Here is an 18406-nt window from a genome sequence, read left to right on the forward strand (position 1 = left end):
CTATTTCAAATGTTTGGCAAAAAAGCCTAACATATATTTATACAATTCTAACCTGTTCTCTTCTCTTGCGAATCCATGACCTTCATTATACTTTACCATATATGGAACATCAAACCCTTTAGCTCGTAATGCACTTACAATCTGGTCAGATTCGTTGATGTTTACTCGTGGGTCATTCGCTCCTTGAACCACAAATAATGGCTTTTTGATTTTATCAACTTGGAATACCGGAGAAACTTCTTTCGCTATAGTAGCTTGCTCTTCATCATTTAGGTCGTACCATACTTTATACATTATTTTCAAGAACGGTTTCCAATATTCTGGCATAGAATCAAACAAAGTAAATATGTTAGAAACACCAACATAATCAACACCGCAAGTATATAGATCAGGTGTTTTAATGAGTCCCATCAAGGTTGCATAACCGCCATGGCTGGCACCATAAATAGCAATTTTATCCTCATCAATCCATCCTTGCTCTATTACGTATTTTACACCATCCTCGATATCATCCATCACTTTTCGTCCAACTTCATTAAATCCGGCTTGTAAAAATTTCTTACCATATCCTCCTGAAATACGGAAGTTTATTTGTAGAGTGGCATAGCCTCTGCTTGCAAAAAGCTGTGCTTCAGGGTTAAATCCCCAAGAATCTCTTATACCTTGTGGTCCTCCATGAGGGTTTACAATCATTGGTACTTTTTTCCCTTCCAAAGTAGCTTCAGGAAGCGTGATATAACCGTGAATAGTATAACCATCACGAGATTTGAACGTGATAGGACGCATCTCTGCCATATCCTCAGGATTCAACTGAGGCATAAGATCATACAGCAAAGTAAATTTATCCTTAGCAACATCATAGGTGTAATATGTCCCAACCAATTTATCACTTCCAGTGATAATTAAATACTGTGTTTCATCGTCATCAAAATCTACAATACCAAATTCCATATTTGGGAATTGTTTTTCCATTTTGGCATGTAGTTTTTTATACGTTTCACTTACAGGAACTTTTACAGATTTTTCTCCAGTGTATGAGAAATAATCAATTTCATAGTTTCTTTTTCTTGAGCGACTCATTCCTGTAGCATCGTAATCTGGGTTTGAGAAAACTTCTTTTATGATTTTATCATACTTTAGGTCATATAAAACGATACGTGCTTTGTCACTGTCTAGGTTAGTGGCAACATAGGCAATATTCTTATCATCCATATCATAAGCGAACCCAACAACTGCGAAGGTGTCGTCCCAATTCATCGTTTTTAAAAGATTAAACTCGCCAGTTTCTAAGTCTTTGTAATAGAATTGATTAGTGATACCATCCACCAGCTTGCTATAACCTCTTAATTCGCCATCCTTATCAAATTCATAGTCTTGGATAGGATTTTTAGGGTCAGTGTTTTCAAACAGTTGAACTAAATCGCCGGTTACAATATTTAACTTATAAGGTTCAAATACTTGTGGATTGTTTTTATTTAACCCCACAATAATGTAGTCCTTTTGATCTTTTAAGGAATTTAATATCATTGCCTTTACACCATCAAATGGAGTAAGATCCATGTCATTAGAACCATCAAGGTTCGTTGCATAGATGTGTATGTTTTCATCGCCACCTTTATCCATTCCATAGATAAGACGTTCGTTGTTTACCCAGCCATAACCTTTGATTAATTCCTCTTTTTCTTCGATAGCTCTTTTAATTTCGCCTGTTACTATTTCTTTTACATAAACATGACGTTTCCCGTCTTCTGCTTTCTCCATGTAAGACATGTATTTTCCATCAGGTGAAAGTTGAAATGAAGATGCTTTTGGTTTAGCAAAATAATCGGCAACGTCATATTTGTAATCGCCTTTATCGTAAGCTGCTAATTTTGCAAGTTCTTCTTCTGAAGAAACCAAATCAGGATTTCCTGGTAGTTTACTTTCGAACTTGTTAAGAGTTAAGGGAAGTTCCATTCCCGCTTGTTTATATGTGCCGTTTACAGTATTATCAGCTAAAGTTCCCTCATAGCTCATTTGCATCTGAGAAGAACTAATTTTCAAAGTATTCTCTGAAAACTCAGTAGATTCAATAGGAATGCCCGTGGCACCTTGTGCTGGAACATCTATTGTTGTAGTAAGGACGCCATTTTCGTTTGCAATATGGAATATGATTTCCATCTGCATTCCTTGCACATCTAATGTGCCTTTCCAGTCGCCTGCAATGTCTTGTGATTTTAGAGCCATTGTTGTCATTAAGATTACGGCAAGTATGCCAATTTGTTTCAAGTTCATTTTAAAAATAGTTTTGGTTATGAAATACATACAATAAGTCGTCACTATTTTTAAAATGTTACATTATAGACTATTAATTTTAAAATATTCTTATGAAATAATTAAAAGTTGAGTATTACAATACATTTCCAACCAATTGGAAGTCTTTATTTTCTTCTATAGCAGTAATTCCCACATGATAAAAAGTGTTGTGTATTAGATTTTTACCAACTATTTTGACAGGGACGAAATGTTCTCCATATCCAGTAGCATAGTCATCATGCACTCGTTCTATCAATACTTTTTGTTGTGTTCCGAGAAACTGTTTTCTATAGTCTTGTTGCAATTTCTCAGCAAGTGTTCGTACCTTTTCACTGCGTTGAGTTTTGATGATTTCCGGCACTTGGTTTTCCATATTTGCAGCTTTAGTTCGCTTGCGTTTAGAATATTTAAATGTGTGAACGTGTCCAAAATGAAACTCTTCCATTAAATCAAGAGTATATTGCAAGTCATCATCTGTTTCGCCAGGAAATCCTACAATAATATCAGTGGTGAAGTTAAAATTCGGAATATGTTTACGCATACTTTGAACGACCTTTCGGAATTGTTCTACATCATACATCCTTCGCATATCTTTCAATACTTTATCTGAGCCACTTTGCAAACAAAGGTGGAGATGAGGTGTTAATTTTGGATGCGAAAATAACTTATAGAAATCTTCTGTAAACCCATCAGGTTCTAATGAAGAAATACGCACACGAAAATCACCTTCAAGGTTCAGTATTTTGGATAGCAATCCTTCAAAATTAAGTCCTTCGCTTTTGTATCTGCCAATGTTCACTCCTGTGATAACTACTTCTTTATAGCCGGCACCTATTAAATTTTGTATGTTTTCTAAAATTTCATTCACTGGACGGCTTACTCCACGACCTCTTACTTGTGGGATGATGCAAAAACTGCAAAAATTATCACAGCCATCTTGAATTTTAATCAAGCTACGCGTATGAAAAATAGGAGCAGCTATACCGTAGTTAAATCGGTTTTCTTGCAGATTGTCTAATTCTAAGATTTCACCTTTTACCTGAGCATCAATTAAGGAGTGTACATAGGATTTTTTCTCATTTCCAATTACTAAGCTGACATCTTCGCGAGCTTCCAATGCTTCCTGTTCGCTGTTAGCCATGCAACCCATCACAACCGTCATCGCTCTTTCATTAGTCCGATGGGCGCGTTTGATAAAAGTCTTCACCTTTTTGTCACTCTCGTGAGTTACAGTACAAGAATTTATTAAGTAAATATCCGCTTCATTATCAAAAGGAACTATTTCATAGTCACCATTATCAAATTGCGTAGCAATACTATCCGTCTCATAATGATTGAGCCGGCACCCTAAGGTTTTAAATGCTATTCTTTTCTTTTTAATGTTCATAATCAGTTAATTCGAAACGGATTTCATCTCACCTTCAACAGAAAAATCAGAAGCACCTGTGATGCTTACATTTACAAATTTACCAATTAGACTATCATCGTCTGAAAGAAAGCGAACGGTTATTTTTCCCTCATTATATCCGGAAAGGTATTCAGGTTTTCGCGTATCTCTTTTGGTTACCAATACTGGGAAAGTTTTTCCTACGAGACTATGATTATATGCTGCAGTATGTTTTCTCAGTTCGTCAGTTATAAATTGATGACGTTGACTTTTTACTTCCTTAGGAATATCATCTTCCCAACGCTCACTTACAGCCCCAGGACGTGGTGAGTACATTGCCAAATAAATCATGTTGTATTTAAACTCCTCAACTGCCTGGCGAGTGTTTTCGATTTGCTCATCTGTTTCACCCGTAAATCCTACAATAATATCCGTAAAAATGGTCGCTTCAGGAATCAATTCTTTTATATCCTTAACAATGTTACGATACTTTTCTACATTGTGTTTACGATTCATTTTTTTCAAGACATCATCGTCTCCGGACTGTAGAGGCAAATGTATTTGTTTACCCATAGACGGATGTTTCGCTATGACTTCTATTACGTCACGACCCATGTCTCTTGGGTGTGGTGAAGTAAAGTAAATCCATATTCGTCTTCCTTGAGCATCAGCATAAGAAGCCGCTTTGTCAATTAGCTCACCAAAATTGATTTCTTTACCTTTTTTATCCAATCCGTAAGAATTTACATTTTGTCCTAAAAACGTAATGACTTTATACCCACTATCAACAAGTTGCTTAAATTCTTCTAATATTTCGCTAGAAGGTCTTGACACTTCTCGTCCTCTAGTGTAAGGAACAGCACAGTAGGTACAGAATTTGTCACAACCGTTTTGAATAGGAATAAAGGCTTCAAAGTCTGACTGATAGGAGGGAGTAAGACTCCAAAATTCCTTCATGTCATGATCTAATGGAGAAATGGATTCTTTTTGTGAATAAGATGAACTGACTCCATATTGTTGAATCATCTGTGGGAGGTTTGGCAAATCCTTCATTTGAAAGATAATATCAAACAGCTTTAGGAATTTTCTATAATCATCAGGCAAGATACATCCTGATATAAATGTGATTAAATTACGCTTGTCTTTCTGCCTGTTCCATTCAGCTATTCTATTATACACCTTGTCAATGGCTTTCTGTCTAACAGAACAAGCTATTATTCCAAGAAGTTCAGCATCTTTTTCATCATCTACCCACTGCATACCAGCTTTGTCGAGCACTGTACGTACTCGCTCCCCATCCGAGAGATTCATCTGGCATCCCAGTGTTAATATATGGTATTTCATCGTTTTTTATCTTTTTGTTTTCCCTTTAGGGATACTTTTAGAAATTATATATCTTTATGATAAATAATCATCTAACATTTTAATTCTAAAAAGTTGGTTAGGTCTTTTCGGGTGCAAAAATACATAATCTTAGGGATATTCCGTATATTTGGATATGAAGACCACATTTATAATGATGTTGTTATTGGCTGTAAGTTGCCAATCGACACAAAAAGAACCAACTAATATGAAAGAAAAGAATTATCTGATAGAGAAGTCTGAAGAAACGTGGAAAAAAGAACTGACAGAGGAGCAATACAGAGTGCTTCGTGAAAAAGGTACGGAGCGACCTTTCACAGGTAAGTACAATGACTTTTATGAGAGTGGAAATTACTATTGTGCTGCCTGCGACCATTTATTATTTACTTCTGAGAGTAAGTTTAAATCAGGTTGTGGCTGGCCAAGTTTCTCAGATGTTGCAGCAGAGAAAAACATAGAACTTATTAAAGATACTTCGCATGGAATGATAAGGACGGAAGTAGTTTGTGCGAATTGTGGAGGTCATCTCGGTCATGTGTTTAATGATGGACCACCGCCATCATATCTGCGCTATTGCATCAATTCCGCAAGTGTGGTTTTTAAGGAAGACTAATATATCTTTCTTTTTAGTTTGTATATCAATAAAATAGCGTACCTTTGTGGCGAATTTATAATACCACACGCTTCACAGTTCGTGGAGAAAATACATTAACATGATAGAAAAATACAGTGAGTCAGGATTAAATAAGGACATCCTGAAAAGTATTGACGAATTGGGTTTCGTTGATTCGACACCGGTACAGGCAGCCGCAATTCCTTTTATTTTGAATAAAAAGAATGATTTAATTGCTTTAGCACATACAGGAACAGGAAAAACTGCTGCTTTTGGATTGCCCATATTGCAACAAGTTGATATAGACAATAAGCACACACAAGCCATCATTTTATCCCCTACGCGAGAACTTTGTATGCAAATTTGTGATGATTTGCGTAAATACTCTAAGCATTTAAAGGGGGTTACGATAACATCAGTCTATGGGGGCGCAAATATAGACACACAGCTAAGAGCTTTGAAAAAAGGCGTACACATAGTTGTGGGTACACCAGGGAGAACATTGGACCTGATAAAGAGAAAAGCACTAAAATTAGAAACCATTAAATGGGTCGTCTTAGATGAAGCTGATGAGATGCTGAATATGGGATTCCAAGAGGATTTAGATGCTATTTTAGAAAACACTCCTCATGAGAAACGTACATTTCTTTTTTCTGCAACTATGCCAAAGTCCGTTTTGCGGATTGCAGAGCGTTATATGAATACATGGGAAAAGATAGCTGTAGATTCGGAAAATACCGGAGCTTCAAATGTGAAACATCATTATTACGTTACAAAAGCGAGCAATAGATTCGAGGCATTGAAACGTATAGTTGATGTGCAACCTGATATTTACGGAATTATTTTTACCAGAACTCGTAGAGAAGCGAAAGAGTTGGCAGACAGCCTCATGCAAAATGGCTACAATGCTGATGCTTTGCACGGAGATATTCCGCAAGCGCAACGTACTGTTGTGATGAATCGTTTTAAAAAGCGACAATTGCAATTGCTCGTAGCGACTGATGTTGCTGCTAGGGGAGTTGACGTAACCGACCTTACCCACGTAATCAATTACAACCTTCCTGATGATAGAGAAGTTTACGTACACCGAAGCGGACGTACTGGAAGGGCAGGCAAGTTTGGCGTTTCTATTGCGATAGTTCATTCTAGAGAGTTGAATAAAATCCGTGATATTGAGCGTTTTGCAAAGGTTGATTTTCAAAGACAGCAGATTCCTACCGGGAGTGAAATTTGTGAACGACAGTTGTTTAACTTGGTAAATAAGATTGAGGAAACACAAGTTTCCGAAAAACAAATAGAGAAGTTTCTGCCTGCTATCTACGACAAACTTTCACACCTGAGTCGTGAAGAATTGATTCAGAAGATGGTTTCTGTGGAATTTAACCGATTCTTGGAGTACTATAGAAATGCACAAGATTTGAATGTGGATGTAAAGTCGGATAGAAAGGGAAATGATAAAAAAGTTCGAGAGAACTTCACCACCTTATCATTGAGCGTAGGTAAAGATGAGGGAATGGATGCTCGCAACCTTATTGGGATGATAAATGAGCTTACCGATAGTAGTGATATCCCTATTGGGAGAATAGTTTTAGATGAACACGAAACGCTATTTGAGGTAGATAACGACCATAAGAAGAAAGTACTTGATGCTTTTACTGAACTGGCTGAGGAATACCCTGATGTTGTGGTAAAAGAATATGGTGGCGTATTAGCTTCTGAACCTCAACGCAGTCGTGGACGTGGTGGACGAAGCGGAAGTCGCAACGCTGGCAGAGGGGGCCAAGGCGGAAGAAGCAATAGCAGAAATAGAAGTAACCGAAGTGGCGGTGATGGAAGAAAAGGAAACCGTAGCGGTGGCACTAGAGATAATTACGGAAACAGTAGCAATAAAAAACGTAAGCCTACCAGCAAGGAACGTAAGCAACGAAAACGCTACTAAGTTCCCTTTGAGTTTTTAAATACAAAGACCGTTCGTTTATTCGAGCGGTCTTTTTTTGTTCTATCCCATATTGTAGACTTACACACAAATATGCGCAATTAATCTATAATATATGAAAATTTAATAAAATTCTGAATTGGTGTTGGTTTTCAAGGATTTATGAGGGTAAATTACATTCGTATTTTATATAGTCTAATAATAAACTGTCTTATTTTTGGGGAAGAATAAAGCCTATAAGCTGTTTGTAATATTCTGTGCAAGTATTTGAGAATAAGGTGGGTCATAGACTTGGTATAATGTTTGTTTTTAGGAACTATAAAACCCTGTAGTTATGAAAAAGTTCCTATTTATATTCCTTATTTTACCATTTCTTTTTAGTTGCGATGAGGATAACAACGATTCTTATTATTATAATAATTTTGCTAACACTGAATGGATAGCAGAGCAAGAAACTCCTGACGGATATATTATTGATTATTTTAACTTATATTTAGATGATGACGGCTGGTTTGAAATGATTGAAACCATTGAGCCGGAATACTACATTACCTATGTTGGGGCATATTATGAGCAATTTCCCTATTTAACGTTAGTTATTGAGGAAGCCGAGGTATTTGACTATGGCAATTATTATATGCTTGATCTTACTGTCGCAGAATCTAAATGGAATTTTACTTCAACCAGAAACAATACGGAACTCATCAGCGATGACGGACTGATTTTATACCGTTATTAAAAATTTCTTTTAAATAATCATCATTCTTTAATTTAGAGTGTAATTCATAAAATAGTCAAGTTAAATACTGAATTGTATATGATTTAGTCTATCGACTTTGTCCTCAAGCGCAATGCATTACCAATCACTGATACAGAGCTGAAACTCATAGCCAATGCTGCAATCATAGGAGATAATAAAATGCCAAAAAATGGGAATAATACTCCTGCCGCAATAGGCACACCAATAGAATTATAAACAAGGGCAAAGAATAGGTTTTGTTTGATGTTTTTCATAACCGCTTCGCTTAATTTTCTTGCTTTTACGATTCCGTGTAGGTCACCTTTTACTAGAGTTATTGATGCACTTTCAATCGCTACATCAGTTCCTGTTCCCATAGCAATACCAATATCACTTTTCGCTAATGCCGGTGCATCGTTAATACCATCTCCAGCCATAGCAACTACTCTGCCTTCAGACTGTAATTTTTTAACCTTTTTCAATTTATCTTCCGGTAGCATGCTGGCTTCGAAATCAGCTAAGTTTAATTCGGAGGCTACTGCCTGTGCTGTCTCGTGATTATCGCCCGTAAGCATAATTACATCAATCCCTTTATTTTGTAAGGTTTTTATGGCTTTAGCACTCGTTCCTTTTATTTTATCTCCTATAACAACATAGCCTATTACATTGCTGTCGATGGCTAAATAGGATACAGTCTTGCCCTGTTTTTGATAACTTTTGACTTCGTTTTCCATTGCAGAAGTTATGTCAGCATTCGCGTGTTTCATCATTTTAGGATTTCCCAAAGCAACATTTTTATCCTGAATAATGGCTTCTACACCTTTACCCGTTACTGCGTTAAATTTTTTAGACTTTAGGATTTCAATTTGCTGTTCTTTTCCATACTTTACGGTAGCCTCTGCCAATGGATGTTCGCTATTTGTATTTAATGAAACGATGTATTGAAGTATATCATTCTCATTATAGTCTTTACTAAAACTACCCACGGTTTCGGTTGTCGGCTTTCCCTCAGTAATCGTTCCTGTTTTGTCGATAATAAGCGTATCAACTTTGTTCATTTTCTCCAACGCTTCTGCATTTTTAATAAGAACCCCGTTTTGTGCGCCTTTACCAACGCCAACCATTACAGACATAGGAGTTGCTAAACCTAGCGCACACGGGCAGGCAATAATTAAAACAGCTATGGCATTAACCAATGCAAATACGTAAGCTGGTTCTGGGCCCCAAATTGCCCACGCCATAAAGGTGAGAATAGCAATGAAAACTACTGCAGGAACAAAATAAGCTGAAACTTTATCTGCTAAGTTTTGAATAGGTGCACGACTTCTGCTGGCATCATTTACCATATGTATGATTTGCGATAGCAGGGTGTCGCTCCCAACTTTTTCGGCTTTCATCAAAAAAGATTGATTGCCATTAATTGTCCCACTGCTTACTTTATCATTTGTCGCTTTATTTACCGGAATAGGCTCACCCGTGATCATCGATTCGTCAATAGTTGTTTCTCCATCAGTTATAACACCATCAACGGGAATTTTATCTCCTGGTTTTACTTTAAGGATATCGTCAATTTCTATTTCATCTATGCTGACTTGTACTTCTTCACCATCAACCATTTTAATGGCTTTGTTAGGTGCTAATTTCAACAGTTCTTTTACAGCAGAGTTTGTTTTACTGTGAGCTCTTGCTTCTAAAACTTGACCTAACAATACCAGGGTTAAAATAACCGTAGCTGCTTCAAAATAAACATGTACATCACCAGCGTCGTTCTTGAATTGTGCAGGAAATACATCAGGGAATAAAAGTGCGAAAACACTAAATAACCATGCAACTCCAGAGCCGATACCAATGAGTGTAAACATATTGAGATTCCATGTTTTGATGCTTCGGTATGCCCGCTCAAAGAACATCCAGCAGGTATAAAACACCACTGGAATAGATAACACGAACTGAACCCAATTCCAATAACGCTGTTCCATTATATCGTAAAGAGGGTTTTCATTGAGCATATCACTCATAGCAATTAAAAATACGGGAAGCGTAAAAGCTAAGGATATCCATAACTTTTTTCTTAAACTGTTGTATTTTTTTTCTTCTGCTGAGAGGTCTGGCTCTTTAGGAACTAAGTCCATCCCGCAAATAGTGCAGGCGCCCGCTTCCTCTTTTACTACTTTCGGATGCATAGGGCAAGTCCACAATTCCGTCGATGATGTGGAAAGGCTTTGCTCTTCAACCAAATCCATTCCGCAAACAGGGCAATCTCCAGGTTTGTCGTAGGTTTTATCGCCTTCGCAATGCATGGGGCAATAGAACGTTCCAGTACCTTTGCCTTTAGGTTGCTTTTTTTTGTTGTTTTTAGAGTGATGCATCTCACCAGGCTTGTGAATACTATAATTGCTACCATCCTTTTCTAAGGCATTTTGAAAGGTTTCGATAGGAATATGAGAATTCATTTCAATAGAAGCTTCAGCCTTTTCTAAATTAACGTTTACACTTGTTACACCCTCCACTTTAGAGAGGATTTCTTCTACGTGACTACGACAGCCGTTACAAGACATGCCGTGTATATGATATGTGTGTTTCATCGTATTTTCTTTTAGCTAATGGTTCAGCGAATTATACTATTTGTTACGTTTAAAAACAACAATAATAGTATTGTTTGTATTTATATGATTGTATAAAAAATCTATAGATTTCTTAGTTTAGCTACAACAATAATTATACTAGAGTCGTCTAAAAACAATTCAAAGATGGCAGAAACAGAATACTACATTAGATTTTAATACTAGCACCCATAAGTTTCAAAAATTCTCGAATAAAACTTGGGTGACCGGGCCAAGCAGGAGAGGTTACTAAATTACCATCTACATAAGCTTCATTTGCAGGAATATTTTGAAATTCTCCACCAGCTAATTCAACCTCAGGTTGCACCGCAGGATAAGCAGTAAGTTTTCTTCCTTCCACAACTTTGGCTGCGGTTAGGATTTGAATGCCGTGACAAATGGCGGCTACAGGTTTATCTTCAGCAAAAAAATGCTTCACGAATTCTAGCACTTTATCATTGAGTCGCAAATACTCAGGTGCCCTACCGCCAGCGATGACTAATCCGTCGTAATCCTCTACTTTGACATCATTAAAATTGTAGTTTAAGACAAAATTATGTCCGGGTTTTTCAGAATAAGTTTGGTCGCCTTCAAAATCGTGAATGGCAGTTTTAATACTCTGACCTTTCTTTTTGTCGGGGCATACGGTATGGACTTCATAGCCAACCATTTCAAGCATCTGAAATGGAACCATTGTTTCATAATCTTCTGTAAACTCGCCTGTTAAAAATAGTACTTTTTTCATTAATCTTCATTTTATAGGTTTGTAATTATTTACGTGTAACTAAAGCCAATTTTTAGGATTAGTTATGGATATAAATATACAAAAAATCATAAATATTTGAAAGTGATTTTTCGGATCGTCTAGTCTTTCCGATAAGATAATAGTTATTTATATTGAGTAGCAGTGGACGCTTAAATTTAAGTTCATTGATATTGTTACTCGTGGGAGTTATGATTAGAAAGGAAGATTCGTTAAATCAACATTCCCTCCAGAAACAATGATGCCTATATTTTTAGATTTAAATGGATCTTTCTCTCTAAGCAATGCAGCAAATGCTACGGCTGATGAAGGTTCACATACGATTTTCAGTCTTTCCCACATCATTTTCATAGCGTGAATTATCTCAGCTTCAGTAACTCGGATTATGCGTTCTATTCCTTCTCGAATGATAGGGAAATTGTGTTCGCCGAGTTGTGTTTTTAATCCGTCTGCGAGGGTATGTGTAGAATTATTTGATTCAATTTTTCCACTTTGTAGCGAACGGTAAGCGTCATCGACTTCAAAGGGCTCACCGCCAATAATTTTGCAATCTTTACCAAAGTGAGTAGCAGCTAGTATGGTGCCAGCCACCAATCCGCCACCACCTACGGGTGCAAAAATATAATCTAGATTAGGCTGTTGCTCCAATAATTCCTTTGTTGCAGTTCCTTGACCTAAAATAACGGCTATATCGTTTGAAGGATGAATAAAAGTAGCTCCCTTGGTTTCTTGAATTTCTTTTGATGCTTTTTCTCTAGCTTCTAGTGTTGGCTCACATTCTATGATTGATGCTCCATAGTCTTTCACAGCCTTTTTTTTCACTTCAGGAGCATTATTAGGCATTACAATATATGATTTAACCCCTAGTTCCTTTGCTGCTAAGGCTAATGCTTGTGCAAAATTTCCTGAGGAGTGCGTTACCACACCATGGTGCTTTTCTGACTCTGATAGTTGCATGATAGCATTGGTAGCACCGCGCATTTTAAAAGCACCCATTCTTTGAAAATTCTCACATTTGAAATACAGATTCGCCCCAGCAACCTTATTGATTAGTCTTGAAGTCAAAACAGGAGTGTTATGAATATAAGGCTTTATCCTTGTATGCGTGTTAATCAATTCTTGCTTATACATTTTAGATAGGATTATATTCTACCACTTGAGGTTTCTCATCAGTAAATTCCACATAATGATAATGGATATTGTCATCTCTGTCAAACTCTCCATTTTTGTTAGTGTCCTCAACACTCCTAAAATATACTCGATTATTAATTTCTAATTCTCGCCAGTCAATTAATTCCTGATAGTTTGGGCTTAACTTTTCAAAACCATAACCATCGATATGACTCAGGTATAGCGATTCTACGTCACTGTTGTCTATGACATTGTCTTGATTTGTGTCTTTGTCGAGCACACGATAGATGAGAAACTGTTTTTTAGTGTTTTTGAATAGACCTCTTAGAAACGTAATTGATTTTATTCGGATATTTGCTGTAGTTAATATGCTTAGTTTGTCTGAATCAAGATGCTGAAACCGTAAGTTCAGTAAATTGCCGGTAATTTCATATTTACTGTAATTTGATGAGGATAAGTTTCGAGAACCGTAACTTGCTGCACCGAATGATGATTTCCTTTTTGATGAGCCATACATTTTGTATTCACCAATAGGATGAATTAAGTACTTAGTACTGTCAAAATGAATGGGAATGTCTGCTAATTCTATGAGGCTAGTATCTTTTTCTAACTCTGCAGATGCGATGTTCTCATTATCTGGATATATCACTTTCGGCTTTTCTTCTCTCATGCAAGAAAATATAATAATGATGAATAATCCTAAAAATACAATCTTTTTCATTTTTTGAGGTTTGGGTTATCTTGTTGTATAAAAAGTTTCTCCTAATATTTGCTATCCTTTGCAAATTAGTGGTTTCTCTTAGTTGTTTCGAAAATTTCAAGTTCCACCTAATCCATACACATATAAAGCAAGCATAGATGTTAAAATTAACAGTATTATTGAAATTATCAATAGCACTATAGCTATCGAATTCCTTTTATTCTTTAATGAAAAAACGGCTAGTATTATAGGGATGAAAAAGGCTAGTGGGAAAAATAAGAGGGAATTGCTTGGGAAAAGATTCCAAGTGATAGGATTGTCCTCACTAATCATGAAACAAAGCCCTAGTAATATTAACAGAGTTCCTGTCGATAGAGCATTTAAAATTTTAACATTATTTGTTTTCATCTCTTAAAAGAGTATTTATGAATACAACCGTTATAGTATAGAATGTTTTTCCTATAGATAAAACTCCTAACAGCACTTGATTCTTGTTTCAAAGAAACTTTCTGTTGTGTAAGGTACAACTATTTGACTAAAAATAGTAGCCAGACAATTTGGTGAGAAGATTTCATACGATCGTGTCGAACTATCCTTGTGGCGTAGTTCCTATACTTTTACTATTGGAAAATCATGTGGTTATTTAAGAACACTTTTGTGTCGACAAATACATTAATCAGAAAGTGGCTATGTCCTTTTTTGTTAAACTACTCTAATACTGCCTTTAGCAAATATCCATGGTGGCATGCTATAGATGATTATTCTGGTTTCTCCTTCAGAAAGTGAAACTTTAATTTCATTAGCACCACAATCAGACATTCCTATATATGGAAATGAAATTTTCACCACATAATCACCTGGTGTTAGTTGGAAGAGGTGGAGACCCCATTCTTTTTTATATTTCTTCCCATTTATCTCAATGGTTGGCGTTACAAAGTGTAAGAAAAAAGCTAAAGGGAAGAAGCCAGTTTCAATTTTAAGACCTGTTGTCATGGTATTTCTTTTTTAAGTTATCGCTTACTGAGACTTTTTCACGCCCGCATTAAATATTCCTATCAGGTTTAAAATTAATGAAAACTTGTTTGATAATTGATAGACATGTATTATACTTATGTTAAAATTCTATTGATTGCTTACTGCTTATATTTATATGCAACCTCATCGGCTTTTTTTTCGTTCAGCTTGGTTTTCAGCGTTGGCAAGACATACTCTTTTGCAATTTTTGGCGTAGTGTTGGCTTTAGCGAATTGCAAATGTGTATGGCTTATGCAGTGGCTTCTTCCACAATCTTTATTTCTTCTTCTGTCAATCCGTATAATTCATAAACCATTTGGTCTATTTCTCTTTCGACTTCGCTTATTTGTTTTATTAAATTAAACGCTTCATTTTTTTTATCATCAAATATTTCCATCCATTCGATTTCATCCGATTTACTAAGTTTTTCTCCGCCAAATTTTTTAATTGCTTTATTAAGTTCTTTTATAAATCCGCCAAAATCTAATTCGTTCCAGTTTTCCAACTTTTTTGAAAATTTTTCAATTCTGTAGCTTCGTGATAAATACTTTAAAAATCTTTCATTGTGATTTGATAGTTTAGAGTTTAACTCCAACGCATTTTTAGTTAATGATATTAATTGGCTCTTTTCTTTTGTAATTATAGGTAAATTGCTAATGTAATCTGTTTTATAAAGGAAGTAACCGCCATTAATCATACTACTCGTATTTCTGATATAAAAATCTGAAAGTTTAGAATTTAATATACCTAAAATCTGAATTAGGGAAATCTCTTTTTTTATCTCTATTCCATAAACATTTTGATTAAAATAATTTGAACCTGTTGCATATGTGAATGAAGGTGAAATTGAGGTATGAGAAGTAATGAGTTTATCAACTTCTAAAAACCTCATTTCTCTTGCTCTGTGAAAACCATACCATTCTAATGGATTTGTTTTGTACTTCTTTCTTAAGTTAATCAAGAACTCTTTATGCATAGACAAGTAATTAAATGCCAATGGATAGTTTTGTTCTAACTCTTTTAAACTAAGAAGTTTCTGCTCATTATTTAAGAATGTATAAGGGTAAATAATTACGTAGTCGCTTGTTGGTAAAGCATAACGCTTAATATTATTTCCTTTAATAATGCTCTTTGTTATAGTCTTTTCAATCAAAAACTTGTTATCATCAAGTTGATTTTTTACCAAAATTTTGTCGCCTTGTTCTTCAATTACTTCTAAGTAATAAATTTTATCACTACCTGGAATTACTCCTTGAGAAATGTTCAATGCAATATCGGATAGTTTTTTAAAACCTCTTAACCTATTAAGCAAGGTTAATTCAGCCTCATTTTTAAATTCCCAATTGTTTTTTATTGAAGAATAACTAACTTTTATAAAGTCATCATTTTTAAGAAAATCTAAATTTTCTGATATGTAGATTGGCTTTTTATCTGTATATTCTTTGTAATGAATACTATCGGTTACTTTTTTTTCTAAAAAAAAGATTGCAGTGTATGTTGTCGCACCTTGAAATATATCTATATCTGAAAAAGAAATAATTTTATTTAGGTATTGAGTAGATTCAAAAACATTTTTTAAACCCTTTCCAAAATCTGCATTAATAAATCTATGAGGTTGTATAAAAGACAATAAACCTCTTTCTTTTAAAAGCTCAATACTCAATTCATTGAAGAGAACATAAATGTCAAATTTTCCTGTTGCTGATTTATAATGTTCTTCAAAATATACGACACTATTTTTATCTAAATTCTGAACTCTAACATAAGGTGGATTTCCAATAATTACATCGAATCCTCCTTTTGCAAAAACTTCTGGAAATTCGTTTTTCCAATTAAAAGCTTTTTCTCCTGCAACAATTGGGTCGTCAATTAAACTATTGCCACATTTTATATTATCATTCAATGAAGTTAGTTTTCTGCCTTTTTGTGCAGTTCTTAACCAAAGCGAAAGTTTAGCAATTTCTACACTTTCTTCATTAATATCTACACCAAACAAATTGTTTTCTAAAATTGAGTTTTCAACTTCACTTAAAATCATTGCATCCCCAAAAAGTTTGGCTTGCAATTCATCAATATATTGGTGTTCTGCTATTAAAAATTCTAATGCTTGATTTAAAAAAGCTCCACTACCACAAGCTGGGTCACAAATTGTAATTTGCAATAACCATTTTCTGTAATCTTCTAATTTTTTGGTTAAGTTTTTTAGTGTTGCCTTCTTTCTGCCTTTCCGTTCTTTATCGTATTCGGCTTCTTGTATATCGAGTTCCGTTTTCTTCTCCTCACAGAGTTTACCAACTGTATTATCTACAATGTATTTGGTAATATATTTTGGTGTATAAAAAACACCGTCTTTTTTACGTTTGGTTTTGCTTTTATCTGTTTTTGCTCCCTGAATTTCGGCTTGAATTTCATCAATGTCGTTTAACGAATGTTCAAAAATGTGTCCAAGTATATTTACACTTACTTCGCTTTCAAAATCGTAGTTACTTAAATTAACTGTGTGTTTATAAAGTAAGTCGTCATTTATTTTGATATTGTCTAAAATCTCGTCTGGTGCAAAAAGTCCACCATTGTAAGCAAAAATATCGTGTTGTTGTCCTTTGTGTCCTGTGTTCATATAACCGAAATATTTTTTAAATCGGTCGTATAAAGGAAAATACTCATCATATTTATCTCGTAAATCAGTCCATTGGTTTACGATAGAACGAATAGAGTTTGGCGGAAGCAATAATCTATCTTCTGCAAAAAAGATAAATAGAAAACGGTCGAGTAATTTCTGTGTTTTCTTGAATAACGTTAGTTTATCGTATTCGGGATTTTCTTTTTGTATGGCATCAAAAATCTCGTTTCTGAAAGAAGCGTAATCTTTGTATAATTTTTTGGTGACGTTTTCCTCTTGTGTTAAAGATTCGTCTTTTATTTTTTTAGGAATGTCTTTTAAAAGATATTCTGATGAAACACAAAGCCACAGAATATCAAAACGTTCTTTTGAAAGTTGAAATAAATTAAATTCCTCAAAGTCAACTGCGTTATCAATGTAAAATCGCAACTTCTCAAAGTTGGAAGTAATTACATAATTACAACCTGGTTGGTTGTTTTTATATCCAAATGCTTGGGTTTCTACTTTGCTTAAATCGGTTGTTTTTGTGCCTTTTAGTTCAATTACTGCGAGTGCTTTTTCTCCTTTTAGAATTGCACCATCTGTCTTTTTTGAGCCCTTTATATTTTTTAATTCCGTTGTGAGATTAAAGTCAGGTGTTGGGTTTTTAACGTATCCAAATACGTTTACAAAAAGGTCAATTAGAAATTCGCCTTGATATTGTTCCTCTTTGGAATTTCGGATGTTTTCTTGAATGGTCGGATTATGGAAATGGCTTGTAAATCGCTCGTAAGCTTGATTGACTTTTTCGGACTCCAATCCTTTTAAATATTTGTTTAGAACAGAGTTCTGAAATAAGCTCATATATATTTTATATTTTTTCTCAAATTTAATATTATTCCGAGCGTTGGCAAGAAAACAATGTGTGCCTTTTTCGGCACTCTTTGTTTTGTGCGGTTGGCTCTTTTTTCAGCTTACTTACAACGCAGTGCTATGTGTAGTTGTCTGTTTTTTTGTGAAGATAATTAAAATCGTTAGATTTTATGTTTTTGGGAACAAAAAAATAGCAACCACTTGCATATAGCTAATGATGTGTAGCGTAAATATCGCCTTGGCGGCGTTGTTTGATGATAGTGTTTTTTTTAGCTAATAGAGGTATATGTAATTGTCATAGCACTGCGATGATATAGCATTTACAAAAGGACGGGAATTTGAGTGAAGCGAAAATGTAGGAATTTTGTTCGCCGCAGGCGAATGCTATATC

The 18406-nt window shown here is 35.1% G+C and carries 12 protein-coding genes; 3 read left to right on the forward strand and 9 right to left on the reverse strand.

Going from position 1 to position 18406, the window contains the following annotated elements:
• The 3 genes from C7377_RS07020 to miaB form a co-directional block, all read right to left on the reverse strand.
• A complete protein-coding gene (locus C7377_RS07020; RefSeq protein WP_116496655.1) occupies positions 1-2274 on the reverse strand; it encodes an alpha/beta hydrolase family protein in 2274 nt (757 codons plus the stop codon).
• A 115-nt stretch (positions 2275-2389) separates the two neighbouring features.
• Positions 2390-3682 carry a tRNA (N(6)-L-threonylcarbamoyladenosine(37)-C(2))-methylthiotransferase MtaB gene (gene mtaB / locus C7377_RS07025; protein ID WP_116496620.1) on the reverse strand — a complete coding sequence of 431 codons (1293 nt, stop codon included), beginning with the start codon at positions 3680-3682 and terminating at the stop codon, positions 2390-2392.
• A gap of 6 nt (positions 3683-3688) precedes the next feature.
• Positions 3689-5026, reverse strand: a complete 1338-nt coding sequence (miaB, locus tag C7377_RS07030) for a tRNA (N6-isopentenyl adenosine(37)-C2)-methylthiotransferase MiaB (protein WP_116496621.1) — start codon at positions 5024-5026, stop codon at positions 3689-3691.
• Positions 5027-5180: 154 nt separating this feature from the next.
• Between miaB and msrB the strand changes: the two genes are divergently transcribed.
• The 3 genes from msrB to C7377_RS07045 all read left to right on the forward strand — a co-directional run bounded on the left by msrB (position 5181) and on the right by C7377_RS07045 (position 8332).
• Positions 5181-5657 carry a peptide-methionine (R)-S-oxide reductase MsrB gene (gene msrB / locus C7377_RS07035; protein ID WP_116496622.1) on the forward strand — a complete coding sequence of 159 codons (477 nt, stop codon included), beginning with the start codon at positions 5181-5183 and terminating at the stop codon, positions 5655-5657.
• A 100-nt stretch (positions 5658-5757) separates the two neighbouring features.
• A complete protein-coding gene (locus C7377_RS07040; protein WP_207778441.1) occupies positions 5758-7596 on the forward strand; it encodes a DEAD/DEAH box helicase in 1839 nt (612 codons plus the stop codon).
• Positions 7597-7927: 331 nt separating this feature from the next.
• A complete protein-coding gene (locus C7377_RS07045) occupies positions 7928-8332 on the forward strand; it encodes a hypothetical protein (RefSeq protein ID WP_116496623.1) in 405 nt (134 codons plus the stop codon).
• Positions 8333-8415: 83 nt separating this feature from the next.
• On the opposite strand, the gene C7377_RS07050 is transcribed toward C7377_RS07045, so the two are convergent.
• The 6 genes from C7377_RS07050 to C7377_RS07080 form a co-directional block, all read right to left on the reverse strand.
• Positions 8416-10917, reverse strand: coding sequence for a heavy metal translocating P-type ATPase (locus C7377_RS07050; RefSeq protein ID WP_116496624.1), 2502 nt, complete (start codon positions 10915-10917; stop codon positions 8416-8418).
• 187 nt (positions 10918-11104) lie between these two features.
• Positions 11105-11680: a DJ-1/PfpI family protein gene (locus tag C7377_RS07055; protein ID WP_116496625.1), complete on the reverse strand. Its 576-nt coding sequence runs from the start codon at positions 11678-11680 to the stop codon at positions 11105-11107.
• Between the two features lie 213 nt (positions 11681-11893).
• On the reverse strand, positions 11894-12829 hold the full coding sequence (locus tag C7377_RS07060) for a pyridoxal-phosphate dependent enzyme (RefSeq protein WP_116496626.1): 936 nt from the start codon (positions 12827-12829) through the stop codon (positions 11894-11896).
• Position 12830: 1 nt separating this feature from the next.
• Positions 12831-13550, reverse strand: coding sequence for a hypothetical protein (locus C7377_RS07065; RefSeq protein WP_116496627.1), 720 nt, complete (start codon positions 13548-13550; stop codon positions 12831-12833).
• Positions 13551-14231: 681 nt separating this feature from the next.
• Entirely contained in the window at positions 14232-14522 is a 291-nt protein-coding gene (locus tag C7377_RS07075; protein ID WP_116496629.1) for a hypothetical protein, read from the reverse strand.
• A gap of 271 nt (positions 14523-14793) precedes the next feature.
• The gene (locus C7377_RS07080; RefSeq protein ID WP_116496630.1) at positions 14794-18006 is read right to left on the reverse strand and encodes an Eco57I restriction-modification methylase domain-containing protein; all 3213 of its coding nucleotides are present in this window, start codon (positions 18004-18006) and stop codon (positions 14794-14796) included.
• Positions 18007-18406: the final 400 nt, after the last annotated feature.

Source organism: Balneicella halophila (assembly GCF_003096835.1).
Lineage (GTDB): Bacteria > Bacteroidota > Bacteroidia > Bacteroidales > Balneicellaceae > Balneicella > Balneicella halophila.